Here is a 25,617-nt window from a genome sequence, read left to right as displayed (position 1 = left end):
CTCATTGCGTGTCAGACGCAATCGTCCGACGCCCCGAAATGATCCAGCGCCTCGGCAAGGCCGATCACGTCTGCATATTTCGCTTGCAGGTCGAGCAGGTTCGACTCGTGCATGCCCGGCTCACGATCACCGCACGCATCGGCGACCACCAGTGGGCGGAACCCGTGTTGGAGTGCATCGGTGGCACTCGCACGGATGCACCCGCTGGTGGTCAACCCACAGATGTACAGCGTGTCGATACCGGAGGCCGTGAGTGTGGCGGCAAGCGAGGTGCCGAAGAACGCACTCGCGTACTGCTTGGTCACCACGGTCTCGCCCGCAAGCGGACGGGGTTCCGCCGGAAACTCGCCGAGTTCCGAGCCTTCCTCGAAGACCTTCAACGCCGGGATCTTGGACATGAACAGGCCGCCGTCGCTACCGCCAGGCTGGTAACTGACCCTGGTGAACACGACGGGAATGCCAGCGGCTCTGGCGGCCGACACCAGCTGCGCCGCAGCCTGAACCGCAGCGTCCACCGGGGCGCGCATGGGTGAGCCATCGACCAGGTAGGCGTCGACGATGTCGACCACCAGTACCGCTGGGCTACGTCCAGGGCCCAGCTCACCGGCGAACCCCGACTCGCGATACGAGCCGAGGGTATCGCTCACGCTCGTACCGCCTTTCTGACGTTCACCGGCGGACGAGGTGCCGGCAGACCGGTCTCGGCCTCGCACCGTTCGAGAATCACCTCGATCGACGGCCCCTTGTCGAAGACCTCGATCTCACCGCGCGCTTCCGCCATCTCCCGTCGAAGCGCTTCTGACGCAGCCGAATCCACCACACCGTCGGCGTCGCAGACCGTTCCGTACCCGGCTCGGGCACCTTCGCTACTGACGAGACCTCGGCGCACCTCGAGACCGATCAACTCGGGATCCCGGGTCAACGGGTCACCCCATCCTCCGCCACCCCACGTGACGAAATGCAGAACGTCACCGCGCGCGACCGGGACCTCGTGAATCTTGCTGGGCAACACCTCGACCTCCCCCGATGCCCGAACGATCCACTTCTTCCCTCTCGCACCGGGTTTGCCGCCGTTGACTCCCCACGGGTACGTCAGCCACCTGTCGTCGTGGATGGCAATGGTGCCGGGCTCCTCGAAGTAGTACGCCACATCGACGCCGTTGCCACCACGATGCAACCCGGCACCGCCGGTATCGGTGACGGTCTCCCAGCGCTCGATACGCAGTGGGTAGTACGACTCGAGGTACTCGCACGGAATGTTCACGAACGACGGCCACAGCGAGTGCCCGTCCGGGCCGTCGCCCATCGGTCGGCCCGGGATACCGCCGAAACCGATCGAGTAGAGCTGGAACCACTCGCCGTCGCGGGCACCCCCGTCGTAGTGGCCGGAGTACATGAAGTGCGGCGAGGACGAGAAGCCGGCAGCATTGAGAATCTCGGGATTGTTCTTTCCCAACAGTCCACCGAAAAGGTCGAAGACACGCCCGATCCCGTGATTTCGTCCGTTGAGCGCAGCGGGATAGCGCGGCTTCCAGAACGAGTCCTCGGGGATGGTCACGTCGATCAGCGGATAGAAGCCGTCGTTCCAGAGAATCTGCGGATCGGCCACGGTGATGACGTAGATACCGAAGAACATGCGTACGAGGTTCTCGTTGATGAAATAGTTGATCGGCCCGACGGCCTGCGGTGCGGCCTTGCTGAAGTCGAGATGGATCTTTTCGCCGTGTCGAGTCAGCGTGATCGCGAGTTCGTACGGTCCGTAACCGCACCCGTCGTCGCAGATGAAATCGCTGAACTCGATGGTCTCGCCGTCGACGAACAACATTGCGAGCAGCACCTTCATGGCCTGATAGTTCCTGTCCAGCAACGCATCGAGCGCCGACAGGTACACATCCACACCGAATCGGTCGCAGAGTTCGACGATGCGCCGCGACGCGGTGGTGCACGCAGCAACGAGCCCGTTGAGGTCCGCTCGGTTCCAATCGGGCTTGCGCACCTGATTGAGGATGATGTCCAACGCGGTCTCGTTCAATTCTCCTGCGCTGTAGAGCTTGAACGGCGGAATGATCACCCCTTCCTCGAAGATGGTGTGCGCGTCCGTCGGCATCGACGACGGCGTCTTGCCCCCGACGTCGGCCATGTGGCCGAACATCGACGACCATCCGACCACCCTCCCGCTGTGGAAGATGGGGAGAACGATGAGCCAGTCGTTGGCGTGGCTGATCGCGGCCCCACAGGCGTACGGGTCGGAGGTCAGGAGGATGTCACCCTCGCCGACGGTTCCGGAGAAGTTGTCGAGGAAATCCGGGACGGAGAGCCCGAATTGACCGACGACCATCTTGCCGCTCGGGTCGGCGATGAGCGGGAATTCGTCGTGCTGCTCGCGAATGCCCGGTGACAGTGCGGTTCTGAACAGAACTTCGTCCATCTCCGCCCGCGCGTTTCGCAGCGCGTTCTCGATGATGTCCAGGGTGATCGGGTCGACGGGAACTGTCGTGAACGGAGTCTTCGAGGTCTCGATGATGGTGGCCATCAGCTCTCCTGCAGTCGAGTGGTGCGGTGGGTGTCGTCGGTGCCGATCGGGGCGATGAGAAGGCAGGCACTGGCGTGGACGGTCGCTGCGTGCCCGGACAGCACCAGCGTGGTGGAGTCCATCTCGGTGATGACCGCTGGGCCTGTCACGACGTTGCCCGCCAGCAGTTTCGAGCGATCGTAGATCCCGGCCTTCGAGTACTTCCCGTCCATCCAGACGTCGTTCGTGGACATCAGAGCCGCCTCGACGTCCTCGGTGCCCTGCTCCAGCGGCTGGAACGCCACCTCGGGACGCGGCCCGCTGACGGTCACTCGAAGATTGATGACCTCCCGTTCGTTCTTCAGCAGGAACGAGAACAGGCGCTGATGTTCGGCGTCGAAAGCGGCTCCGAGTGTTGCCAGCACGTCTCCGGAGTCCAGGGCGGCGGCGTCGAGGTCGACGGGAATCTCGAATCCCTGCCCCTGGTAGCGCAGATCCACCTGGTAGGCGGCGGTCTGCTGTTCTTTCGGAACACCCTCGGACGACAGCCTTTCGGCGGCCGACTCGGCCAATTCCGCCAGCGCCTTACGCACCTCGCCGTCGTCGATGTCCGAGAACGCCCTGACCATGGTTCGCGCAGCCTCGTCGCGCAGACACGTCGTGGCGTCGCCGTAAGCGCAGAGGACGCCGGGAGACGGGGGCACGATCACCGGCCACGCCCCGGTGAGTCGTCCCAGAGCGTTGGCGTGCAGCGGCCCGGCACCACCGAACGAGACGAGCGCGAAGTCACGTGGGTCGTATCCCTGCTGCACACTGACCAATCGCAAAGCGCCGAACATGTTCTCGTTGACGATATCGACGATCCCGGACGCGGCTTCCTCCGGACTGGCGAGGCCGATCGCGTCCGCGATCGTTGCCACCGCGGTCCGGCTCGCCTCGGCGTCGAGATCGACCTCGCCGCCTGCCAACGAGGTCGGCAGGTACCCGAGAACGACGTTCGCGTCGGTGACCGTCGGTTCGGTTCCGCCCTTTCCGTAGGCGGCAGGCCCCGGGTCGGCACCGGCCGATTGCGGCCCGACCCGCAATGCACGGGTCAACTCGGGTACGTGCGCAATGGAACCACCACCGGCACCGACGGTTCGCACGTCCACGCTCGTGGCGCGGACCGCGAGATCACCCACTTTGGTCTCACGCCCGATGCGCGGCTGTCCACCGAGCACGAGGGCCACATCGGTACTGGTTCCACCCATGTCGAACGTGAGGAAGTCGGAGAAGCCGGCCTGTTCGGCAAACCAGACGGCTCCGGTGACGCCACCGGCCGGACCGGAGAGCAGCAACGACACCGGTGCCTCCGACGCCTTCGCCGACTGCACCAGTCCGCCGTCGCTGCGCAGGATGGACAGGGGGGCCTCGATTCCCCTGTCCTGCAGGGACTTGTCCAGGTTTCGTACGTAGCGCGACACCTCTGGTTGAACGTAGCTGTTGGCCACGGTGGTGAGGGTGCGCTCGTACTCCCGCATTTCGGGGAGGACCTGACTGGAAATGGAGATCGGAATGCCCGGCAGCTCGTCGGCTGCCCACTCGGCGACCTGCTTCTCATGGGTGTCGTTCGCGTACGAGTTGATGAGCGAGATCGTGAGAGCCTCGATACCGGCACCGGCCAGTCGACGGAGTTGAGTCCGTGCCTGGTTCTCGTCGAGCGCCGTCACTTCGCTACCATCCGCGGCCAAACGACCTACGACCTCGACGGTGTTCTCCAGCGCTGCAAGTGGTTCGGGCTTGGGCCAGATGATCCAGCCCGCCAGACCGCCCGGAACGTACGATCTGGCGATCTGCAGGACCTGCCGAAACCCGTCCGTGGTCACGAGCCCGACGCGCGCACCACGGCCCTGAAGGATGGCGTTGGTCGCCACCGTGGTGCCGTGCAGGACCTGATCGATCTCCGACGGTTCGATCCCGGCCTCCGAACACACCTTGTCGATGCCGTTCAACACGCCGACCGACTGATCGGCGGGTGTCGACGGAGTCTTGGCCCTGAAGGTTGTACCTGTCGTTTCTTCGAGAAGCAGTACGTCGGTGAAGGTTCCGCCGACGTCGACGCCCAATCGATAGCGCATGGTGATCTCCGGTCGTGTGGGATGCGGTGAGTGGTGTTGTCGAGATCAGATGGTGCCGCGGTCGACGAGCGCAGCCTGTTCGGCGTCGGTCAACCCGAGTAGGGACCCGTAGATATCCGAATTATGCTCTCCGAGTTCGGGTCCTGCATGCCGGACGGCTCCGGGACTGTCGCTGAGCTTGGGCACGACACCCGCCATCGGGATCTCGCCGAAATCGGGATGTGCCAGACGCACGATGGCATCGCGAGCCGCGAAATGCGGATCGTCGAACATGTCACGAGCGGTGTAGATGCGGCCGGCGGGGACGCCTGCCTCATGGAGGATGTCGAGCACTTCATCGGTTCCGAGGTCTGCGGTCCACGATCCGATGACAGCGTCGAGTTCTTCCATGTTGACCCCACGTGATGCGTGGTCGACATAACGAGGATCGGTTACCAGATCGGCGCGGCCCATCGCGGTGACCAGTCGGGCGTAGACCGAATCCTGGTTCGCAGCAACCAGAATCATCTCCCCGCCCTTTGTCGGATAGACATTGCTCGGCGCGATGTTCGGCAACACCGACCCGGTGCGTTCGCGCTGGTATCCACCGATCTCGTACTCGGGGAGCAGTGATTCCATCATGGCGAGCACGGCCTCGTAGATCGCCGAATCCACCAGTTGACCACGCCCGGTGCGCTCCCGGTGGTGTACGGCGGTAAGGACACCGATCGTCGCGAATACCGCAGCCAGGGAGTCGCCGAGCGAGATTCCGGCCCGGGACGGCGGCTGATCCGGATTGCCTGTCACATATCGGATTCCGCCCATCGCCTCGCCGATCGAACCGAAGCCGGCGCGGGGAGAGTAAGGCCCGTCTTGGCCGTAGCCGGTCACCCTGGCCATGATCAGACGCGGGTCGAGCGTGCGCAGGTCCTCGTACCCGAGTCCCCATCGCTCGAGGGTGCCGGGGCGGAAGTTCTCGACGACGATGTCCGACTTACCGATGATGTTGCGCGCAAGCGCCTGTCCTTCTTCGGTACGAAGATTGCAGGTGACCGACTTCTTGTTTCTCGCCACCACCGGCCACCACAGCGACTTGCCGTGGGGCTTTTCGCGGCCCCACTGCCGCATCGGGTCACCCTTGCCCGGCGGCTCCAGCTTGATGACCTCCGCTCCGAAATCGGCGAGGAGTTGTCCGCAGAACGGCCCGGCCAACAACTGGCCCATCTCTACTACTCGGAGATCTGACAACGGCCCTGAGGCAGCCTCGCTCATTCGGACTCCTTGACTTCGTCGGGCGTGAGGGATTGCAGAAGAACGTGTTTGGCGGCACGGACGTGAGCACGCATCACCGAGTCGGCCCAGACTTCGTCTCCACTGGTCAGGGCTGACACCAGATCGCGGTGGTGCGCATGACTACGGGCGACGTCAGCCGGTGCGTAGCGGTGAAAGGTGCGCATCACGAGGGGGAATTGAATGACGGCACCGAGCATCGTCAGCAAGCGAGTGCTGGCGGCGGCGGTACGCACGATGGCGTGAAACTCGTCGTTGAGCTGCGCCATCAGGTCCAGTTGCTGCCCGGCACCGTGAGCCGCTGCAGATTCCATCAGATCGCAGAGCTCGCTCAGCCTGTCGAGGTCCTTCTCGCCGATTCGGCGCGCCGCCCGCGCCGCGGCCATGGCTTCGAGCGTCATTCGTAGGTCGTAGATTTCTTCGAGATCGTCTGCTGTCCAGGAGTAGACGCGCGCCCCGCGGTGGGGAACGACCTCGACGAGCCCTTCCATCTCGAGTTGCCGCAGAGCCTCGCGAACTGGCGTCCGACTGGTGTCGGTCAATTCTGCGATGTCGACCTCCCCCAGCCGTTCGCCGGGCGCGTAGGTTCCCGCGATGATGCCGTCGCGAATGTGGGAGTACACGCGATCCACGGCCCTGACCATTCAGGCCTCCGTCCGAAGGGGAGCTAGTTGTTCACAACTTAAGGCCAGTCCGGCGTGCTGTCCACGCTTTGACAAGATTCGGAGGCGGTTTTGTCTCGGTATTGCATGCAATGCCTCCGGAGAGGAGGATCGCGCTATGACGTCTGTACAACTTGTCGAAGTGGGTCCGCGTGACGGGCTGCAGAACGAAAAAACCGTGCTGACGGTGGACCAGAAGATCGAGTTGATCGCTCGCAGTGTCGCGGCCGGCGTCAAGCGAATCGAAGCGGTCAGCTTCGTCAACCCGAAACGAGTGCCGCAGATGGCCGGGGCCGAGGACGTGATGGCCGGTCTCGAGCGGCGCGACGACGTGTCGTACATCGGCCTCGTGTTGAATCGGCGCGGTCTCGAGCGGGCAGTCGCAGCGCGCGTCGACGAAGTCAACGTCGTGGTCGTTGCCTCCGAAGAGTTCAGCCGGAGAAATCAGAATTGTTCTGTTGCAGAAGCAATCTCGACTGCCCGCGATGTCGTTCGCGATGCCGGATCGGCCGGGTTGAGCACCACCGTCACCATTGCGGCGGCGTTCGGTTGTCCGTTCAGCGGAGAGGTCGATCCCGAGTTCGTCGGTGAGATCCTCGCGCAGTTGGCCGAGGATCGGCCGTCGGAAATTGCCTTGGCGGACACCATCGGCGTCGGCGTGCCGACGCAGGTACGCATATTGGCCGACGTGGCGAACACACGAGCACCCGGAATTCCGCAGCGATGGCATTTCCACAACACGAGAAACACGGGCTACGCCAACGCATTGACTGCTCTGGACACGGGTGCGCACGCGTTGGACGCCAGTATCGGCGGCTTCGGAGGGTGCCCGTTCGCCCCTGCGGCAACGGGCAACATCGCGTCCGAGGACCTCATCTACGCACTCGATCGATCGGGAGTCGAAACCGGTGTTGCTCAACAAGTTCTGATCGATGCCGCGTCGTGGCTCGGGTCCGCGCTGGACAAGGAAGTCCCCGCTCTACTCGGACGGGCCGGTGGCTTTCCTAACGTGTGAGTCCCCGTTCACCGATCGGCTCCTCGCTTCCGGATCCACGACTCCGATCGGCGTCGGATATTCGAATCCGAGGAGCTGATTCACGGCGGCGGGGCTATCGAAGACGGGTCGCGGCGAACACGTCGACCGGATGCGGAACACGCTGCCCACCAACGGCAGCGGGGACCGACACGGCGTCGAGATAGGCCCGCACGGGCACACGCAACTCCGGCGTCAGTCGGGCTTGTACCGAGAAGTCGAGCACCTCGTCGCTCGCGGCGGCGAGGTCGACGAGAGCATCCAGAGTGACCACGTCGTCGACGGTGATCTCGGCGTCGACGAAGGCTTTCTCGACGTCGGCGCTGAACCACTGCCGATGGCCCTCGAGCGGAGGGGCAAGGACTTCGACGAGTGCGTTGAGCGCGGCCGTCGGCGCAATGGCGACCCACAGTTCGCCGCCGGGGCGCAACAGGGCGAGCGCGGCACGCAGCGTTGCTTGCAAGTCCGCGACGTAATACATCGAGTGCACGAACATCACGACGTCGAACGTCTCGTCGACCGACGAGTCGTCGAACGGTGCGACGTATGCGTGGGAGTCGAGCTCGGTGGCCTCGAGCGCGACCATCTTGGCGGTGAAGAGCTCGGCGCTCCCAGGCCAGGGGTCGATGCCGACATACCGGACCGCTCGTCCGGGCACCACCTGCACCAGGCTCGCGGCGAGCCGAGCGTCCAGCGAGCCGTCACCGCAACCCACCGACAGCACCGAGATCGGTCCATCGCCCATCCCTGCCAGCCGCGCGGTTACGTGCTCGGCGATCAGATCGCGCTGGTCGGATAGTCGCTCGAAGGCCGCGTGCGCTCGGGCGTAGGACTCGGGCGCGAGGCCCGCCAGCGCATCCGCCCCGCGCCGCACCGACCGCAACTCGTCGAGAAGCAGAGCAGCAGTGTCGGTCGGCGGATTCGGAGCTATGTTGGACATTGGACCGAGTCAACCATGGCGCCCCGTCCGGTGCGTCGTAGTTGACTTTCTAGGAGGAATCGCGTGAGCAGCGGAGACACAGCCGAGCGCAGTCTCGAGCATTGGAGCGAGGCCGGTCGCACGGGGATGGAGGCCTTCTACGCCTTGGCCACCGAGGACTACCACCAGCTGGCACTGGCCGCCGATTGGCCAGCCCTGCTCGCCGAGCGAGCGCACGACGACTGGACGCTTCTGGACGTGGCCTGCGGCAGCGGCAAGTTCCCGACCGCACTGCGGCGGTACACCGACTTGTCCGCGGTGCCAGACCTGGCCTACGACCTCCTCGACCCGTCGGCATTCTCGGTGGCCGAGGCGCGAGGAGCGCTGGGGAAACCGTTCGTTGCTCGTCGCGACCTGGTGATGACCCTGCAGGACCTGCCCGCCGATCACACCGGCTACGACGTCGTGTGGGCCACTCATGCGCTCTATGCACTACCACCGGCCGAGTTGGACGCTGCAGCCGAAAGATTCGTGTCCGCACTGGCCCCCGGCGGGCTGGGCCTGGTCGCTCAGGCCACAGCGGCCTCGCATTACATTGCGTTCTACGACGCTTTCCGCGCCGGCGTGCGCGAGGCCACGCCGTACACAACGGCCGAGCAGGTACGCGACGCGCTGATTCGAGCAGGTGCAGACGTGCGGGACCAGCGCGTCACGTACACCACCGGTACCTCCGATCGTGCTGTTGCGGAAGGCTTTCTGCAGCGTTGCGCCTTCGACGACTCCGTGTCGCTGGAGGAGATGGAGGCGGCACCGGTGCTGGGTGACTACCTTGCCTCCTGTCGCGACACGTCCGGTTCCTACACCTTCTCGCACGAGGCAGCCCTGTTGTGGATCTGACCAACAAGCTTCTCCCCGAACAGAATCGCGATGGCGGTATCGATCAGGATTGGGCAGGTGACGATCAGGACTGGTGGGATTGGTACGTCACGCTGGCCGCCAACGACACGATGCCGACCGAGCTGGTCGACGGTCCTGGCCTACCCGACATCGAGGCGGCGACGGACGCGCAGGTCGAGCGTGAGCTTGCTCAGCCGTACGACCTCGACCCTGCTGCCGTCGACGCATTCGCTCGACAGGCCTTCGTGCGGCTGCCCGCCGTGTTCTCCCCGGCCGTCGTGCGTCGCCTCGCCGAGCGCCTCGAGGAGCTGCTGCGGGCCGAGCACGGCGAGAACGTGGCCGGCAGATTCACTGCGCTGGAACAGATGTGGCTCCACGACGACTTGATGCGCGCCGTGGCGCTGTCTCCCCGAATCGGCGGCGTCGCCGCAGCCTTGCTCGACGAACCGGCCGTTCGGCTCTATCACGACAACGCACTGTCCAAGGAGCCCGGTTGCGGACGCACTCCCTGGCACCACGACGCCGAACATTTCCCGCTGCAGACCACCCAGGCGGTCACTGCGTGGATGCCGATGTCGGCGATCCCCGGTCGTATGGGTCCGCTGTCGTTCGCTCGCGGTCGACAGGTGCTGGACGAGGTTGTGGATTTGGAGTTCGACAAGGTCGGCACGTCGTACGACGAGGCCGTCACGAAGCGCTTCGTCGAGCGCGACGTCGAAGTCGAGTCGACGCCGTTCGCCGTGGGTGACGTGTCCTTCCACTCCGCGCTGTGCTTCCACACCGCGGGACCGAACCTGACCACGCAGCCGCGCCGAGCCCTGGCCAACACCTACTTCGCCGACGGGGCTCGAGTCGTGGAGTCGCCGACGCTGATCAGCGGCACGTGGCGCGAATTCCTGCCCGGCGTCGAGCCCGGGGGGCTTGCGGCTTCCGAGCTGAACCCGGTGGTCGGCCGGCGCTGATTTTTTGCAGCTCGACCGTTTCAGTGGACACACGTACACTGGATTCGGTGGGGAAGAAATCTCAGCGCACGCAGGAACTGGGTGAACTCGGCGAGCTCACCCTTCGCGAGATGGCGGCGGCCGCAGGTGGCGTTCGCGCCGTCCACTCGGCAATTGCACGACGAACGTTCGCTGCCGTACGGCTCGGGGTCGGTCCAGCCGTCCTACCGACACAGCTGATGCACGACGCGATCGCCGCGGGCACTTACGCGACCGTCGCGGCCGCATGTACCGGGGCAGCCAAGGTCGTCGGTGCCTTGACCGGCGGCGACGAGACGAGCGAGGACGACTCACGGCCCTCGCCGTCGCACACCGCCGGTGGTGCGCAGACCATCGCGGTCCTGCACGGTCTCATCGGGGACGAGATGGAGCGAACCGCCCGGGTCCTTGCGTATCCCATGTCGATCCGTGTCGACGGACGCCCCGTACCCCCGGAATATCGCGCGCTTGCCGCGGCGTTCCCCACCGCGGGAGCGCACCTGGTGTTGTTTCTGCACGGTCTGGTCGAAACCGAATCGGCGTGGCGGCTCGGCGGGCGGCCCACGTACGGGGAGCGGCTGGACTCCGAAGCCGGAACCACCTCGATCTTCGTGCGCTACAACACCGGACGTCGAATCGGCACGAACGGCCGCGACCTGTCGGACCTCCTGGAACAGCTCATCACGGCGTGGCCGGTCCGGGTTCACCGAATCACACTGGTCGGTCACTCCATGGGCGGGTTGGTCTCACGCAGCGCCGCTCATCACGCCGCCGAGAGCGGCCGCCGATGGGTGGACCTGTTGACGGACGTGTTCACCCTGGGAACTCCTCATCTGGGCGCTCCGCTCGCACGCGGGGTTCACCTGGCCACAGCAGCGCTGGCGCTCGCACCCGAGACTCGGCCGTTCGCACATCTGTTGGCGCGGCGAAGCGCCGGGGTCCGCGACCTGATCCACGGCGCAATCACCGAACAAGAGGGGCATGCCAGCTACACCGACGGATTCGATGTGGGCGCGGCGATGGACATCTCGGTTCCGGAGGGGGTGCGGCACCATCACGCCTCTGCCGTCGTCACCGGCAACCCTCGACACCCGGTCGGGATATTCGTGGGCGACGGCCTCGTTCGCACCGACAGCGCCGGAGGACGAAACAAGCTGCGCAACATAGGACTTCGGCCGGACGATGGGCTGGCGATCAACAGCGCCCACCATTTCACACTCCTCAACGACGAGAGGGTGTACGGCTGGATGCGGCGTGCACTGGTCGGTCCAGGCTCGGAAGACTCCGATCTACGCCGACACCGTCCACCGGACTATTCGGTCCATCGATAGTCGAGGAACTTCCCGTCGAATGTCACCACGACGCGATCTCCGTCGTCGTGCGGGCGTCGTTCGATGTTCATCGTGAAGTTGATGGCACTCATGATGCCGTCGCCGAACTCCTCGGCGATCAGCTCCTTGAGCGCCGGCCCGTATACCTGAAGCGCTTCGTGGAATCGGTAGACCGTGGGGTCGGAGGAGATGTCGAGTGACCCGCGATAGGGAGCCAGGGTCAGCTCGAACAACGAGCCTTCGGGCATGCTCAGTTTCTCTGCGAGCAGATCGGCCTGAGCGACGGTGAGAGGATGCTGCCCGTACAGAGCCGAGACCGTCCATGCCACCGGCATATCGATAGCTTCGGCCAAGCTGGCCCAACTCGTCCCAGCACGCGCGCGTGCAAGCCGAATCTCACCGATCAAGGGCTTCCCTGCGAAATCGGTCAACAGCTCACTCCTTCGTAGTCGTACTACAAGCACAAGCCCGATCGGGCCTCGACATCCCAGTCTCAGCCGAGATTTCATGTCTCGCAACATTTCGCATCGAGGGAGCCCGCGCTACCCGATCGCGGATAGGGTGGTCCTGATCGCCACGGCACAACGAAAGTACTGACCACATGACACAACTCGGCCTCGGCCTCGCCGCACTCGGACGTCCCGAGTACCTGACGATCGGGCACTCGGACGCCGTGGCCGGGCGATTCGATCCGGCAGCCTTGGAGCAGCACTGCCACGCAGTACTCGACGCCGCGTGGGACCACGGGGTTCGGCACTTCGACGTTGCGCGCTCGTACGGGCTTGCCGAGCAGTTCCTCGGCAATTGGTTGACTCGACATCCGGGGCGGCGCGAGAACCTCGTGATCGGCTCGAAGTGGGGATACGCCTACGTCGCCGATTTTCAGCAGGGAGCCGAAGTCCACGAGGTCAAAGAGCATTCGGTTGCACGCTTCGCCGAACAGTGGCCGCAAACCCGCCGCGAGCTCGGTGGTGCGCCCGACCATTATCTGATCCACAGCGTCACTCCGGACAGTCCTGCGCTCACCGACACGGCACTTCTCGACGACCTACGCGCGGTAGCCGACAGTGGCACCCGAATCGGCATCAGCACCAGCGGGCCGCAACAAGCCGATGTGGTGGATGCAGCGCTGCAGTTCGGGGTGTTCAGCTCGGTGCAATCGACCTGGAACCCCCTCGAACCGTCCGCCGGTCCCGCCCTGGCCCGTGCACACGAGGCCGGCTGGTTCGTCGTCGTCAAAGAGGCGATGGCCAATGGCCGACTCGTGATGGAAGATTCGGCACTCGCCAGGGCAGCAGACTCCGCCGGGGTCGGACGCGACGCATTGGCGCTGGCAATTGCACTCGCGCAACCATGGGCCGATGTGGTGCTGTCCGGCGCGGCCACCACTGCACAACTCGAGCAGAACCTCGTCGCACTCACCATCGACCACGAGCTGACAGCCGCGAACAACCCGGACCTGCCCGAGCCTCCAGACATTTACTGGCACACTCGGTCCCAGCTTGCGTGGACTTAATGTAATCCGGATTGCTTGTCATCTCGCCCGCACACCTCCATGCTGTAGACAGGAACAACAACTGTCGTCCCCTGCGACCGTCGGTGGTGCTGCCCATCGGCCGTCGCCGCTACGAGTGCGAAACGGAGACAGATGAGCGATCCTGGCCTCGATCCGCTCGTTCTTCGCGCTCTGTTCGACGAATCCCCCGACATGGTCGCCCTGTCGGAATTCTCGGGTGCCGTGATCGACGTCAATCCGGCCGGCCTCCGCCTGGTCGGCCTCGACGCACTACCGGCGAACCGTCTGTCGACAGTGGATTTCTTCACTGCCGGCGGACTCGAGGTGTCCGGGGACGTCGAAGACGCGTTGCGGGCGACAGGGCATTGGCAGGGGCGAACCGAGCTACGCCACTTCGCGACCGGCGCGGGCATTCCCGTCGCCCTGTCCACGTTCGTCGTCCGACGTTCAGGACGGGGACCCGATCTGATCGCGACGATCGTCCGCGACCGCACCCGTGGCCATCGACGTGACCTCGAACTGCTGGCCGCGGCCACATCGGCGGTGAGGATTGCCGTCGAGCAACGAGCCTTGGCCGAGTTGAGCGCACTCGCTGTCACTGCAAGCTTCGACGCCGTACTGACAGCGGCCACGAACACGGCGGCCACGTTGATCGGCGTGGAGTCCGCGGCACTGGCCAGACATTCGAACCCGGCCGAACCGTTTCTGTCCATCGACGCTGTCACCCGTTCGCTTCGAGACGATGTCGTGGTGGCCGCCGGCGACGGGTCATTGACCGGTTATGCACTGGCTCGAAGCGAAACCACCGTGTGCTCCGACACCGACTCCGAAACGCGATTCGACACCTCGGCGATGTCCGCCATGGGTTTTCGCAGCGGAGTCGCCGTCCCGATCACCATCGGAACCGGTCTGTGGGGCGCGTTGATTCTCTTCGGCCGGATCCCACACCTGTTCGGCGACGGCGACATCGCCTTCGTCTCCGCGGTAGCAGGAGTACTGTCGGCCGCACTCGAACGGGTCGAACTCGACCGAGAACTGCGCTGGCGCAGTGCCCACGATCAGTTGACCGAGCTGCCCAATCGAGCAGGGGCGTATGCCGAGATAGATGCCGCACTGGCCCGTGCCCGCGAGAACGACCAACGAGTGGCATTGCTGATGCTCGACGTCGACGATTTCAAGATCATCAACGATAGCCTCGGCCACGACGCCGGAGACCGCTCACTCGTGCGCTTCGCGCGGCGCCTCACCGAGACAGTGGAACCCGGCGACATGGTGGCCAGACTCGGCGGCGACGAATTCCTGATGATCTGTAATCACGTTCACGATGTAGCGCACGCAGAACGCATCGCCGAGTGCATTCGCGCTTCTCTCGGTTCGTCGACCGTCGAAGACGACGACGATCCGATACCGGTGAGCGCCAGCATCGGAGTCGTTGTCTCCGAGCCGAACTCGACTCGTAGTGAGCTTCTCAGATCAGCCGACCTCGCGATGTATCGAGCGAAGGACACCCGAGCCGGACATGCGGTCTTCGATTCGAGCGATCTCTACGACGCCGACCGCGTGCGCTCGATGTCGGTGGATCTCCGCAGGGCTCTCGCCGGTGGCGATCTGAACCTCGCGTACCAACCCCTGATCGACATCGCGACCGGACAGATCGTCTCCGTCGAAGCACTGGCACGGTGGCACCACCCGAAGTTGGGCTCCATAGAGCCATCAGAATTCGTTGCGGTCGCCGAACGCACCGGTCTGGCAACACTTCTCGGCGATTGGGCACTAACCACTGCCTGCCGGCAACTCGTGCGGTGGCGCGAGACCGTTCACCCGAGCGTCCGCGTGAACATCAGCGCGCTGCAATTGCGAGACCCGGCATTCCCGAACCGAGTGGCGGTCGCCCTCGACACCACCGGTGCACCTGCCGGCGCCATCGTGCTCGAACTCACCGAAACGGAGTGGCTGTCCGACAACGGCACCGTTGCGTCGAACTTGGCTGCTCTGCGTGAGATCGGCGTCGCGTTGTCGCTCGACGACGTCGGGAAGGGCTACAGCAGCCTGGCATACCTCGAACGCTTTCCGTCGATCAGCAGCTTCAAGATCGACAAAACGTATATCGATGCTCTTCACACCACCCGAGGTCGCGACGTGGTAACTGCCATCATCGCCCTCGCGAAGGCGTACGGTGTGACCGTCGTGGGTGAGGGCGTCGAAACGCAGGCACAACTCGACGTCCTCACTGCAGCCGGGTGCGATCTGGCCCAGGGCTTCCTGCTGGGTCGACCGGCTGATGCCGAACACACAACGACCCTTCTGACTGGTACGAGATCCAGCTCGACGAACACCTAAACCGACACAACCCTTGATTCCATGGCGCGAATCGGTCCTTTGGTACACACTCGAAAGGAACAGGATCGCCGATGGGATGGAGTCGCGTATGGCCGACGCCCCACACTCGTCGTTCGGCGCGGAACCACTCGTCTCGGACGTGGCATCGCACGCGGCGTCCATCGGCATCACGCGCTTCCATATCGGGCAGTCGTACATGGAGTGGGACGCGCGGGCGGCAGCGATATTCGACGCCGGTCACGACGATCGGCCCCCACTCGAGATCTGGCACAGCCGCGTGCACCCAGACGACACGGACCTGCTCCGAACGCTCTACGGTGACGCGCGTGCATCGATAGGGGCGGAGTGTATCTATCGGATCATCGATCGCAGCAGCACCATTCGGCATGTACTCACCAGGAGTGTGTCCATCGAGCATGCCCCCGATGGATCGCCCTCGGTGCTGACCGGCGTCGTCTCCCTGGTCGTTCCACCGGCGGAACCCCAGCTGGACCTGATGCCCGAAGCACGGTGGAGCCGCATCCTCGACGGCGTGTCACTCGGATTCGCCATTGTCGACGAGGCAATGGTGTTGCAGTACATCAACACTCAGACCGAACGCCACCTGGGCGTCAGCCGAGCGGAGGTCGTCGGACGGCACATGCACGAGGCACTACCGGTGACGGCTGGGTCCTACTTCGACGATCTGCACCGGGAGGCGATCACGACTCGCGGCGAGGTCACCAGGGTGGTGCAGGCCCTGTTCATTCCCGGCAGAACGCTCGAGGTGACCGCAAACTACGTCGACGGTGTGGTCGCGATCAGCTTCCGAGATGTCACCGATTTTGCCGCGACAACTAGCAGTCTGCTCGAGGCGTACCGCGAACTCCTGGTCAAGTCGAGGGTCGACGATCTCACCGGCGTGCTCAATCGCGCGGCGCTACTCGAACGAATCGAACGGACAACTGCGGAGACCGCTGCTCCCGCAGCAGTATTGTTCATCGACCTCGATGACTTCAAAGCTATCAACGATACGTACGGCCACTTGGTCGGAGACAAAGTCCTGCGAACGACAGCTGCGCGGCTGGTTGCGATCTGCGATTCCGGCACCGTATTCGGAAGAATCGGCGGAGACGAGTTCGTGGCTGCGCTCTTCGACGACACATTGCTCGGTCGAACTCGATCTGCCGCGGACATCGAGCGCGACATGATCATCGCGACGTCCCCGCCGATCGACGTCGTCGACGGACAAGTCTCGGTGTCGATCAGCATCGGCGTCGCGCACAACACCGGAGCCAGCACACTCGAAGAGCTGCTGACCCAGGCCGATATTGCCCTGTACAAGGCCAAACAGTCGGCTGCTTCGGATCGGACCGGAAGCCCGCCCTACTCACCGTGACTCGGATCGGTCCCGGCCGGCGGGCCGCTGGTACCCGACGTCGTCCGGCACTCGCACGCCGTAGCGATTGTCTCCGAAATCATTTGCCAGTGAACGGTTTACTGGGACCAACTGGATCGGCAGAGTGCGAACGTATGCCGCGAGCGCGGCGCGAGCAAGCGCCCTCGACACAGGTCCCGGGCTGGGCAGGCCGTGGATTTCACGGAGTAGCGGTGGGCAGAACACAGCAATGATCTGCGCGTCCCACCGTCGTAGCGGCGCGGGCAAGCACCGCTGCCCGAAAGCACGCACCAGAGCATCTGTGATGTGTCGACCTTCCTCGCTGGCTGCGTATTCCGTCTTCTCGTACAACTCCGCCCATGCGCTGAGCTCTGCGCGGGTTTCCGGTATGCCCTCCAGGTGTTGCCGCACCGCAACCTTTCGCCAGAAGAGCCACTGCGATTGCAGTTCCGCTGGACCGAACGGCGAGTGCCCCAGCGCCAGTGTCAGATCGTGCGGGTCGAGTGCGAGCGTCGACAGGGTGTACAGCGAATCGTTGTTCCGGATGGGAAAATTGGCGTGTATCCGGTTCAGGCGGTCGATCCATTCGCGACCTGTGGGCGAGTTCGGTCCATGGTCGAGCAGTTGGCCGAAGAAGACGATCGTATCGTCGTTGCGCTTCACGGTCTCTCGAACGATGTCGCCGGTTCCTCGCCGGTACAGAATGCGCGCCATGTCTGGCACGGCCACCTGTTTGATGAACGCCACGGTGAAGAGTGCGTACACCAGCCTGTTTTTTCCGTTGAGCGTGACAACCGACATTCTCACGATCTCGTCGGCATCCTCGGTCGGGTCCAGTGCACGTATCTGCTGCCGGACGCGGCGGCCCGAAACTCGGTTCATGATCGTGGCTCGATTCGTAGCTCGGTTCGACCGTCGAGGTCGACGGTGAGGGCGAAGCGGCCGTCGTGTCCTGCTTTGACGGTCTCCTCCGTAGCACCTCGGACGAGGTAGTCTCGCGCGGGTTGCGCGTTGTCGATCGTGAGATTCACTCGCTTTCGTTCCGCGCCCGGATGGAGCACGCAGTCGAGCGCTGCCCCGTCGCTGACCGCGCGACCCACCAGGACGTCCGGGTACGACGCGTCGGCCAGACGTGGTCCCCGGAGCCAGTTCGCATCGGCCCCATGCCCGACGAGGTCACGAAGACCCCCGTGCCGACCGAACCGAGCCATCAGAGAGTACAGATTTCCCTGCGTCGATGTCTGTGTGAAAACCGTTGCACCGTTTGCAGTTCGGGTGGGTTCATGATGATCCAGATGCGACAGGACGTTGGCCGCGACATCCTCGTCACCGATCTCCCGGGCTGCCATGGCGAGCATGATCTGACCGAAGGTATCCCCACCGAAGGAGTAGGAACCGGCATCCACCCGATTGGCCAGAGTCCTCGGCAGGTGAAACCGTTCGCCGTCGTGGCGCAGCACCGTATCGCGCATCAGCCACCACGAGCGGTGCGCCAGATCGGGCATAGCCGCGTGCATCCAGTACGTCGTCGGTAGCCACACTCCGTCTCCGGACCACGGGCTCCAGGAGATTCCAGCAGTCTCGGATCGGACCCCGATGATCCGTCCGTCGGGTCGATGAAATTCCTCCAGGTACGCCCGCCGGATGGACTCTTCGAGATCGGCGAACATATGGGTGCCGTGGAGTCTGTCGTGCATGACCAACGTGTTGACGCCGAAGGTGTTGCACACCGGGTAGATCCAGCGAGGTTCACACGAGTACAGCGTGAACGGTGATCTCCGCATGTTGTGTTCGATCGACGCCGAGAGCGAATGAAAGTCGTTGGCGTACGACTCGGTGTCGGACCACCGATACGTCAGCGCTTCCGGCTGGGAGAAGCGGTTGTCCTCGAGACTCTCGAACATCCCGACGGCGACACCCTGCCAGCCGGTGAGCATGATGTTGTCGGTGTTCGCTACCGGATCGCGACTCGACTTCATTCTGCCCCAGGCATTCTCGACGGCCCAGTATCCCCATACTCGTCGATCGCTCATCTTGTGGATCGACCGCGCCGCCGACTCGGCCAGATAGCCCGAAAATGCGGGAGCGTAGTTGTATCGATACGTCGCCAGCGTGTAGCCGAGGATACTGAGCTGGTATCTCAGCGCGGCTTCTCTGAACTGATCCCGTCGGTCGAATCCGTCGAAACGGTCTACCGGCTGCAGGGCCAGATCGAAAGCCAGCCTCAGCCGGGTGAGATCCTCGATCGACGCCTCGCCCACGGGCAGAACAGGACTCGACGGAACCCGCGTGACGGCGACCTCCAGTTCTCGCAATACGAGATTGGTACGGGCTGCCACGCCTCGGCGCCGACGATGGCGTACGGCGTGGGCGACAACAGCGAAGGCCAGCAAGGTGGGTACCACCGCGGACAGTACCGCCGCAGTGACGCTGTCGATGTGGTGGTGGCTCGGCATTGCCACAGCCCACGCCGCGTTGAGACCCCACACGACGAACGGTGCGACGAAAGCGCCGACCATCCACCAGAGCAGCACGGCCGCAACCAACGACACGATCGCAACGACGCCGAACAGAATGTGGCCGTGGGCAAAGTGTCCACCACCCGGGACCAGTAACTCTGCGCCGAGAATCTGTATGCGACCGGTCCCGGCCAGAAGCAGGGTGAGGCCCAGGATCCACACCGCGGCGTAGACGGTCATGAATTTGCCGACGACCCTGGCCGTGACCGGTGGAAGAAGTGGTGCTCGTTCGTCGAGGAGCGGGACCGACATCGGTTCGGTTTCGGGCACGACGAGTAGATCCTGCGGCGTCGTGTTCTTCACTGGAAGACGTCCGATCTCTGCAGCGGTCGGACCGTGTACTTCGCCGTGGGCAGGTGGGGCACGTCTCGCCCCCCACCTCTCACCCACGAAATCGGCCGTACGAAAACCCGCGACAGGATCGACAGGACTGCAATTGCGGCAATGCAACACACCATGACCACTCCAATCAGGAACTGCGACGTAGCAGTTCCTGAATAATGCAGCGCAGCTCCCCGAGTGTCAAGATGTCGGTATGAACTCGATCGATGGCCCCTCACGCAAGTACGGCGGTCTGTCTCAGGAGGAACGACTTGCAGATCGGCAAGATCGCCTCCGGGAGGCCGCACTGGATCTCGTGCACGACAAGGGCGTCACCGAACTCACTATCGGCGCGGTATGCGCCCGAGCAACTCTCGCAAAGCGGTACTTCTACGAGACCTATACGTCCCTGGAAGAGCTGTTGTCGGCGGCCATGCAAGACGTCTTCGACTCCATCTCGCAAGCCATCGACGCGGCGGGCAACCTCGGCATCTCAGATCCTCGGCAGGTACTGACGTTGGCCATCGAGGCCGTACTGGACGCGATGGACGACCCACGGACAGCTCGACTGTATCTCGAATCAGCTGCCAGCCCAGCACTACTCGCGACGCGCGACGCCGCCGTGGATCGGTACGTGAACCAGCTTCTGGGCTTGATGTCATCGACATCCGTCGACGACGTGGACGCGCAACTGGTAGGGCACTTGCTCGTTTCCGGCTCGACCCACGTAGTCGCCATGTGGCTTCGCGGTGCACTGCCGATCGAACGGAACGAATTCATCGAACGGCTTCTGAACCTCGCAACGACGGCGGTCGCCGGCCTCGGCCCTGCCGAAAGACAGTGACGGGTGGCGTTTTACCGCGGGGCGGTCAGTGCCAGGCGTCGGGTGCCGGCGTCAGCGGTTCTGGACCTGACATACGAAACGCTTGAAGCATGTAGTCGCCCAAACGTTTCCACGCATTCGGAGCGGTGCTCTGGGTACCGCGCAGGAGACCGGCGTTGGCATGATGGAGTAGCAACAGGTCGCTGTGGTGGAAGTCCGCTCGAATCGCACCGGCCGCTTTCGCACGATTCACCAGGGTCACCGACGCGTCGAACGCGCGCTGGATCTCGCTTCGGAACTGGACAGTTCCTGAGCCGTTGGTACCGAACAGGATGACGTCGCTGAATCCGAGATCGGCAGCTTGCTCGGACAGGAAGAAGTGGACGTAGTCACGGAATGCTTCCCACGGCTCGGTGGACGCTCGCTCGGCGGCCGCCTCGGTGCGATCGGCATAGCGTGTCATCTTCTCTTCCAGCACGACGGCGACCAGGTCGTCGATTGTCGGAAACCGACGATAGATCGTCCCCACTCCTACCCCGGCGACGCTTGCAATGTGTTCGAGGGTCGTCGCCGTTCCCTCCTCGGACAGAATGGTCGACGCTGCCGAGATGATCGCCTGGCGGTTTCGCTCTGCGTCGGCCCTCAATGGCCGCTGCTCGGAGGGCATACCCCACCCTAGCAGCCAAGTGGAATAAATCTTCCAGATATGTGGTTCAATCAAGCGGAGAACAAGTTCCACTTACAGATTCGAGTAAGAGACGCCAGGCACCTTGACGTCGCCCCTCATTTCCTGCATCAACCGTAAGGATTCGATACCAATGAACATCACTGTCTTCGGTGCCACCGGCGTCATCGGCTCCCTGACCGTCGACCGCCTACTGGAGGCCGGTCACACCGTCACCGCATATGCCCGCAACCCCTCCAAAGTCCCCGAGCGGTGGGCAGACCGTGTACGCCTGGTGGTCGGGGAACTAGCTGATTCCGAATCCGTCGACCGCGCTGTCCACGGTGCCGATGTCGTCGTCAGCGCTCTCGGGCCGTTGACCGACCGCACGATCACGGGACTGCCTCTGACCGATGGGGTGCAGCACATCCTTGCTGCCATGAGTCGTCACGGCGTCACCCGATATGTCGGACACGGCACCCCATCGGTGCTCGACCCACAGGAGAGTCCGACCCCGATGACTCGGTTCGTCTCGTTCACCGCACGCACGTTCATTCGCCGCGCGTACGACGACATGACCGCCATGTCCGCCGCGATCATGAGCTCCGGATTGGACTGGACGATAGTGCGTTTCATACGCCCCACGAACGGCGACGCCACAGGTACCGTCAGGTCGGGCTTCTTCGGCACCGACAAACTCGGCTTCGCCATCACCCGCGCCGATATCGCAGCGTTCACCGTCGCACAAGTCGACGACACCCGCTACATCGGCCGCGCTCCCGCCGTCTCGAACTAGCGATCGGTCCTCGTAATCCATTGACGCCCAGCATCATTCGACGGCTGGCGACGTTCTCAATTCCTGATCGACCCCGCGACGCCGATGATCCCGGAGGCGAGGAATCCGAGAATCAACACGAACAGCATCACAGAGAACGCGAGTGCGGCGGCAGCGGACTTCACTGCGGTACCGCCGGCCTCGACGAAGTTCGACATCTGATCTCCCAGTTCCAGTGCGTCGCGAGACGCAGTTACTTAAGCGCGTTAGTAGAACTACTATGGGCTACGTCACAGGTTCAAGTCAAGAGTTCGGCTACAAACCCCGGTGCTTCAACGCGCGAATGCGCTCTGCGGAACGCACGGGTCCGGTGCTTCCGCGCACGATGAGATGTGGTTCGACGATCATCTCGGACGCCGGCGCGGAGACGTTCTCCAGGCGCGTCACCGCGAACGTAACGGCGTTTTCGGCCAGGGCATCGACGTTCTGCCGCACGGTCGTCAGATCGATCCGAGACAGCCGCGCGAGTTCGCTGTCGTCGTATCCGACGATGGACACATCACCGGGCACATCGATTCCGGCGCGGTCGAGCGCATCCATGAGGCCCAATGCACAGCGATCGTTGCCCGCAAGAACCGCTGTCGGCAAACTGCCTTCGTCGAGCATGAGATGCCCGGCAGCAACCCCCGACGCCTCATCGTGAGCTCCGGCGATCACTCGAATTCGATCGCCCAGGTCGTGTCGATCCATCGCACCGCGATACGCGGCGCTCCTGATCGCGGATCCCGGACCGGATCCCCCGTCGATGTGATGGATCTCGCGGTGGCCCAATTCGATCAGATGGTCGACGGATTGCCGAACACCGCTGTCGTCGGCGCTGCGCACACTGTCGAAGTTGCTCCGAGACAACGGTTTTGCCACGACAACTACGACGGCACGGTCTTCCAACTCCTCGAAGTACGACTGGTCCGAGCTCGGACCGAGCAGGATCAGCCCTTCGCATCGATGTCCGATCAGAGATTCGACGGCAGCCCGTTCGTCTCGTCCCGGTGCGCTGGCAGAGAGCAACACCTCGTAACCCGCGGCTTTCGCAACCGGATAGATTCGCTTCACCAACTGCGCTTGGAATGGCTGCTCGACGTCGATCAGAACTCCGATGGTTCGACTGCGTCCCCGGGCCAACAGCTGAGCGGTCGCGTCGGGTGTGTATCCGAGTTCAGCAGCTATTCGAAGGACGCGCTCTCGCGTTCGCTCCCCCGCACCGGCCTTGCCTCCGAGGACGAACGACACAAGCGTGCGTGATACCCCCGCCCGAGCGGCAATATCGTCCATCGTGGGTTTTCGAGATCGCGCGCGAGGCTGCGAACCAGCATCCGGCCGGTGATCACCCTGCTCGCCCTCGACCACGTTCCCCCCTGCACCCGGACACCACTGTCGAAACCGTACCTCCGGACGGCCTCGACGCCCGCGCGTTCGATCGGATGCCCAGTGCGCGTCCTGTGACCCACTTCTCATTTTGCTGTCAGTATGTTAAGACATACGTACATGGATTTCCCGCTTTGACAGCAGAGTTGCCACCCACGGGTATCGGAGGATGAGAAACAGATGTCTTCAGCTCAACCAACCTCACGGAGTGCGCTGCCGCCCGACACACCGGGGACGCATTCCCGACGACTGGGCGTCATCGCCGTCGTAGCGACATTCGGCGGGCTACTGTTCGGCTACGACACCGGTGTCATCAACGGTGCGCTCGAACCGATGAAGGACGACCTGGGGCTCACGTCGTTCACCGAAGGTCTTGTCGTCAGCATTCTCATCTTCGGTGCTGCGATCGGCGCACTGGTCGGAGGGCGCCTTTCCGACAAATACGGTCGACGCCACAACATCTTGCTGCTCTCCGGCGTCTTCGCCCTGGGCACGATCGGGTGTGTGCTTGCCCCGTCGTGGGAGGTGCTCGCGGTATTCCGATTCATCCTCGGCCTTGCGGTCGGCGGCGCGTCCGCCACGGTTCCGGTCTACCTCTCCGAGGTTGCACCGGCGGAGCGACGCGGATCTCTGGTCACCCGCAACGAGGTGATGATCGTGAGCGGCCAGTTCGCGGCCTTCATCATCAATGCCATCATTTTCAATATCTGGGGCGACCACGAGTCGGTGTGGCGCTACATGCTGGTGGTCGCACTTTTCCCAGCGATCGCGCTGTTCGTCGGCATGCTGCGCATGCCCGAGAGTCCGCGCTGGCTCGTGCTGCAGGGTCGCGACGACGAGGCACTGGCAGTTCTGAAGCAGGTACGGACCGATGAACGCGCAGTAGCCGAGATGGCCGAAGTCCACGCTCTGGCAGAAGAAGAGCGACTCTCCCAGACCGGAGGTGCCGCGGACCTGTCCGTCCGCTGGATCCGTCGACTCATTTTCATCGGCGTCGGCCTCGGCGTCTTCCAGCAGTTCACCGGGATCAACTCGGTCATGTACTACGGAACGCAACTGCTCGGTGACGCGGGTTTCTCCGACAGCGCCGCAATCATCGCCAACACCCTCAACGGATTGTTCAGCGTTCTCGGCATCACCGTCGGTTTGCTCATCATGAACAAGGTGAACCGCCGGACGATGCTCATCGCCGGCTTCGGGCTGACGACCTTCTTCCACCTCCTCGTCGGACTTTCCGCGCTGCTACTGCCCGACGGCAATGCCAAGGCGTACTTCATCCTCGTCTTCGTCGTGCTGTTCGTTTTCTGCATGCAGGGCACCATCGGCCCCCTGGTGTGGCTCATGCTTGCCGAGATCTTCCCCCTCAAGATCCGCAGCTTCGCAATCGGGGTCTGCGTGTTCATGCTCTGGTTGGCCAATGCTGTTGTTGCGCTCGCATTCCCGCCTGTCGTCGAAGCGCTGGGCATAGCGCCGACCTTCTTCATCTTCGTCGGGCTCGGGGTCCTGGCACTGATCTTCATCGTCACCCAGGTACCGGAAACACGCGGGCAATCACTCGAACAGCTAGAGGCCGGATTCCGTCGCGAGTACTCGTGAACCGAACGCATCGAAAGGACGGCACGACATGGCAATACTGGTTGCAGTAACCGACAACGAAGAGGGTCGTCACGCCCTGCGCCTCGCGGCCGACGAAGCAGGTGCCATGCGCACCGAACTGATCGTGGTGAATTTGACTCTCGGCGGACTCGACGTCAGCGGACTCGACGCAGAGCTTGCTGTGCGGGTCATCGACCGGGCCGGACGAGCAGACCGCGATCCAGCAACAGCCGTCCTCGACGAGATCGACGCCCATCCCGAAGTGACGCGACTCGTCATCGGAATCAAGAGACGCAGCCGAGTCGGTAAAGCGTTGCTGGGCAGCATCACTCAGCGTCTACTCATGATGTCGCCCGTCCCGGTCCTGAGCGTCCAACCCAGCTGATACGGCCGCTGCCGGCAAGAACGACGATGAGGAGACCCTGCGCGACAGAACATGTCACGCAGGGTCTCGTCGTCGTCGGAATCTGTAGTTCCACGGCGCAAGCCGGGGTATATTTCCGCGCGGGGGCGGCGGATCCGAACCTCTACGGTCGATCG

Annotated in this window: 23 protein-coding genes; 11 read left to right on the top strand and 12 right to left on the bottom strand. The window is 63.7% G+C overall.

Annotated elements, in window-relative coordinates; all coding sequences use genetic code 11:
* Positions 1-11 precede the first annotated feature (11 nt).
* Genes AC5WEY_RS24180 through AC5WEY_RS24160 form a run of 5 tightly spaced genes read right to left on the bottom strand, consistent with a single transcriptional unit; the run spans position 12 to position 6,542 of the window.
* Positions 12-647, bottom strand: a complete 636-nt coding sequence (locus tag AC5WEY_RS24180; RefSeq protein WP_495647851.1) for an isochorismatase family protein — start codon at positions 645-647, stop codon at positions 12-14.
* The gene (locus AC5WEY_RS24175) at positions 644-2,533 is read right to left on the bottom strand and encodes a hydantoinase B/oxoprolinase family protein (protein WP_495647850.1); all 1,890 of its coding nucleotides are present in this window, start codon (positions 2,531-2,533) and stop codon (positions 644-646) included. The genes AC5WEY_RS24180 and AC5WEY_RS24175 overlap by 4 nt, the downstream gene beginning before the upstream one ends.
* Complete coding sequence (locus AC5WEY_RS24170) at positions 2,533-4,629, bottom strand: hydantoinase/oxoprolinase family protein (protein WP_495647849.1); 2,097 nt, start codon at positions 4,627-4,629, stop codon at positions 2,533-2,535. Before AC5WEY_RS24170 ends, AC5WEY_RS24175 begins: the two co-directional genes overlap by 1 nt.
* A gap of 45 nt (positions 4,630-4,674) precedes the next feature.
* On the bottom strand, positions 4,675-5,880 hold the full coding sequence (locus tag AC5WEY_RS24165; RefSeq protein ID WP_495647848.1) for a CaiB/BaiF CoA transferase family protein: 1,206 nt from the start codon (positions 5,878-5,880) through the stop codon (positions 4,675-4,677).
* The gene (locus tag AC5WEY_RS24160; protein WP_057478864.1) at positions 5,877-6,542 is read right to left on the bottom strand and encodes a GntR family transcriptional regulator; all 666 of its coding nucleotides are present in this window, start codon (positions 6,540-6,542) and stop codon (positions 5,877-5,879) included. Before AC5WEY_RS24160 ends, AC5WEY_RS24165 begins: the two co-directional genes overlap by 4 nt.
* Before the next feature lie 136 nt (positions 6,543-6,678).
* On the opposite strand from AC5WEY_RS24160, the gene AC5WEY_RS24155 reads away from it, so the two are divergent.
* Positions 6,679-7,575, top strand: a complete 897-nt coding sequence (locus AC5WEY_RS24155) for a hydroxymethylglutaryl-CoA lyase (RefSeq protein WP_495647847.1) — start codon at positions 6,679-6,681, stop codon at positions 7,573-7,575.
* A 94-nt stretch (positions 7,576-7,669) separates the two neighbouring features.
* On the opposite strand, the gene AC5WEY_RS24150 is transcribed toward AC5WEY_RS24155, so the two are convergent.
* Positions 7,670-8,533: a class I SAM-dependent methyltransferase gene (locus AC5WEY_RS24150; protein WP_495647846.1), complete on the bottom strand. Its 864-nt coding sequence runs from the start codon at positions 8,531-8,533 to the stop codon at positions 7,670-7,672.
* A 63-nt stretch (positions 8,534-8,596) separates the two neighbouring features.
* Between AC5WEY_RS24150 and AC5WEY_RS24145 the strand changes: the two genes are divergently transcribed.
* From AC5WEY_RS24145 to AC5WEY_RS24135, 3 genes are read left to right on the top strand one after another with little or no spacing between them, the layout of a single operon-like run.
* Positions 8,597-9,409, top strand: coding sequence for a class I SAM-dependent methyltransferase (locus AC5WEY_RS24145; RefSeq protein WP_495647845.1), 813 nt, complete (start codon positions 8,597-8,599; stop codon positions 9,407-9,409).
* A complete protein-coding gene (locus AC5WEY_RS24140; protein WP_495647844.1) occupies positions 9,400-10,371 on the top strand; it encodes a phytanoyl-CoA dioxygenase family protein in 972 nt (323 codons plus the stop codon). Before AC5WEY_RS24145 ends, AC5WEY_RS24140 begins: the two co-directional genes overlap by 10 nt.
* Before the next feature lie 47 nt (positions 10,372-10,418).
* The gene (locus AC5WEY_RS24135; RefSeq protein WP_495647843.1) at positions 10,419-11,720 is read left to right on the top strand and encodes an esterase/lipase family protein; all 1,302 of its coding nucleotides are present in this window, start codon (positions 10,419-10,421) and stop codon (positions 11,718-11,720) included.
* Here AC5WEY_RS24135 and cynS read toward each other — a convergent pair.
* A complete protein-coding gene (cynS, locus tag AC5WEY_RS24130; protein ID WP_057478869.1) occupies positions 11,702-12,151 on the bottom strand; it encodes a cyanase in 450 nt (149 codons plus the stop codon). The two genes, AC5WEY_RS24135 and cynS, sit on opposite strands and share 19 nt — an antisense overlap.
* Positions 12,152-12,321: 170 nt before the next feature.
* On the opposite strand from cynS, the gene AC5WEY_RS24125 reads away from it, so the two are divergent.
* From AC5WEY_RS24125 to AC5WEY_RS24115, 3 genes are all read left to right on the top strand, one after another.
* Positions 12,322-13,236, top strand: coding sequence for an aldo/keto reductase (locus tag AC5WEY_RS24125; protein WP_495647842.1), 915 nt, complete (start codon positions 12,322-12,324; stop codon positions 13,234-13,236).
* A 132-nt stretch (positions 13,237-13,368) separates the two neighbouring features.
* The gene (locus AC5WEY_RS24120) at positions 13,369-15,576 is read left to right on the top strand and encodes an EAL domain-containing protein (RefSeq protein WP_495647841.1); all 2,208 of its coding nucleotides are present in this window, start codon (positions 13,369-13,371) and stop codon (positions 15,574-15,576) included.
* Between the two features lie 88 nt (positions 15,577-15,664).
* Complete coding sequence (locus tag AC5WEY_RS24115; RefSeq protein WP_495647840.1) at positions 15,665-16,954, top strand: GGDEF domain-containing protein; 1,290 nt, start codon at positions 15,665-15,667, stop codon at positions 16,952-16,954.
* On the opposite strand, the gene AC5WEY_RS24110 is transcribed toward AC5WEY_RS24115, so the two are convergent.
* Both AC5WEY_RS24110 and AC5WEY_RS24105 read right to left on the bottom strand, forming a co-directional pair.
* Positions 16,946-17,836, bottom strand: a complete 891-nt coding sequence (locus AC5WEY_RS24110; protein WP_495647839.1) for an oxygenase MpaB family protein — start codon at positions 17,834-17,836, stop codon at positions 16,946-16,948. The genes AC5WEY_RS24115 and AC5WEY_RS24110 overlap by 9 nt on opposite strands.
* Positions 17,833-19,776: a linalool dehydratase/isomerase domain-containing protein gene (locus tag AC5WEY_RS24105; RefSeq protein WP_495647838.1), complete on the bottom strand. Its 1,944-nt coding sequence runs from the start codon at positions 19,774-19,776 to the stop codon at positions 17,833-17,835. The genes AC5WEY_RS24110 and AC5WEY_RS24105 overlap by 4 nt, the downstream gene beginning before the upstream one ends.
* Positions 19,777-20,008: 232 nt before the next feature.
* Between AC5WEY_RS24105 and AC5WEY_RS24100 the strand changes: the two genes are divergently transcribed.
* Positions 20,009-20,638, top strand: a complete 630-nt coding sequence (locus AC5WEY_RS24100; protein WP_057478874.1) for a TetR/AcrR family transcriptional regulator — start codon at positions 20,009-20,011, stop codon at positions 20,636-20,638.
* A 25-nt stretch (positions 20,639-20,663) separates the two neighbouring features.
* Here AC5WEY_RS24100 and AC5WEY_RS24095 read toward each other — a convergent pair whose 3' ends face one another.
* Positions 20,664-21,284: a TetR/AcrR family transcriptional regulator gene (locus AC5WEY_RS24095; protein WP_057478875.1), complete on the bottom strand. Its 621-nt coding sequence runs from the start codon at positions 21,282-21,284 to the stop codon at positions 20,664-20,666.
* A 151-nt stretch (positions 21,285-21,435) separates the two neighbouring features.
* On the opposite strand from AC5WEY_RS24095, the gene AC5WEY_RS24090 reads away from it, so the two are divergent.
* Positions 21,436-22,077 carry an NAD(P)-dependent oxidoreductase gene (locus AC5WEY_RS24090; protein ID WP_495647837.1) on the top strand — a complete coding sequence of 214 codons (642 nt, stop codon included), beginning with the start codon at positions 21,436-21,438 and terminating at the stop codon, positions 22,075-22,077.
* A 56-nt stretch (positions 22,078-22,133) separates the two neighbouring features.
* On the opposite strand, the gene AC5WEY_RS24085 is transcribed toward AC5WEY_RS24090, so the two are convergent.
* Both AC5WEY_RS24085 and AC5WEY_RS24080 read right to left on the bottom strand, forming a co-directional pair.
* Positions 22,134-22,274 carry a hypothetical protein gene (locus AC5WEY_RS24085; protein ID WP_495647836.1) on the bottom strand — a complete coding sequence of 47 codons (141 nt, stop codon included), beginning with the start codon at positions 22,272-22,274 and terminating at the stop codon, positions 22,134-22,136.
* Between the two features lie 97 nt (positions 22,275-22,371).
* Positions 22,372-23,388, bottom strand: coding sequence for a LacI family DNA-binding transcriptional regulator (locus AC5WEY_RS24080; protein WP_495647835.1), 1,017 nt, complete (start codon positions 23,386-23,388; stop codon positions 22,372-22,374).
* 273 nt (positions 23,389-23,661) lie between these two features.
* Here AC5WEY_RS24080 and AC5WEY_RS24075 point away from each other — a divergent pair, with 273 nt between their 5' ends.
* Positions 23,662-25,077, top strand: coding sequence for a sugar porter family MFS transporter (locus AC5WEY_RS24075; RefSeq protein ID WP_057478877.1), 1,416 nt, complete (start codon positions 23,662-23,664; stop codon positions 25,075-25,077).
* A 28-nt stretch (positions 25,078-25,105) separates the two neighbouring features.
* On the top strand, positions 25,106-25,462 hold the full coding sequence (locus tag AC5WEY_RS24070; protein ID WP_495647834.1) for a universal stress protein: 357 nt from the start codon (positions 25,106-25,108) through the stop codon (positions 25,460-25,462).
* Positions 25,463-25,617: the final 155 nt, after the last annotated feature.

It is taken from the genome of Rhodococcoides sp. S146-33 (assembly GCF_059489205.1).
This window is presented reverse-complemented; position numbering and strand designations above follow the sequence as displayed.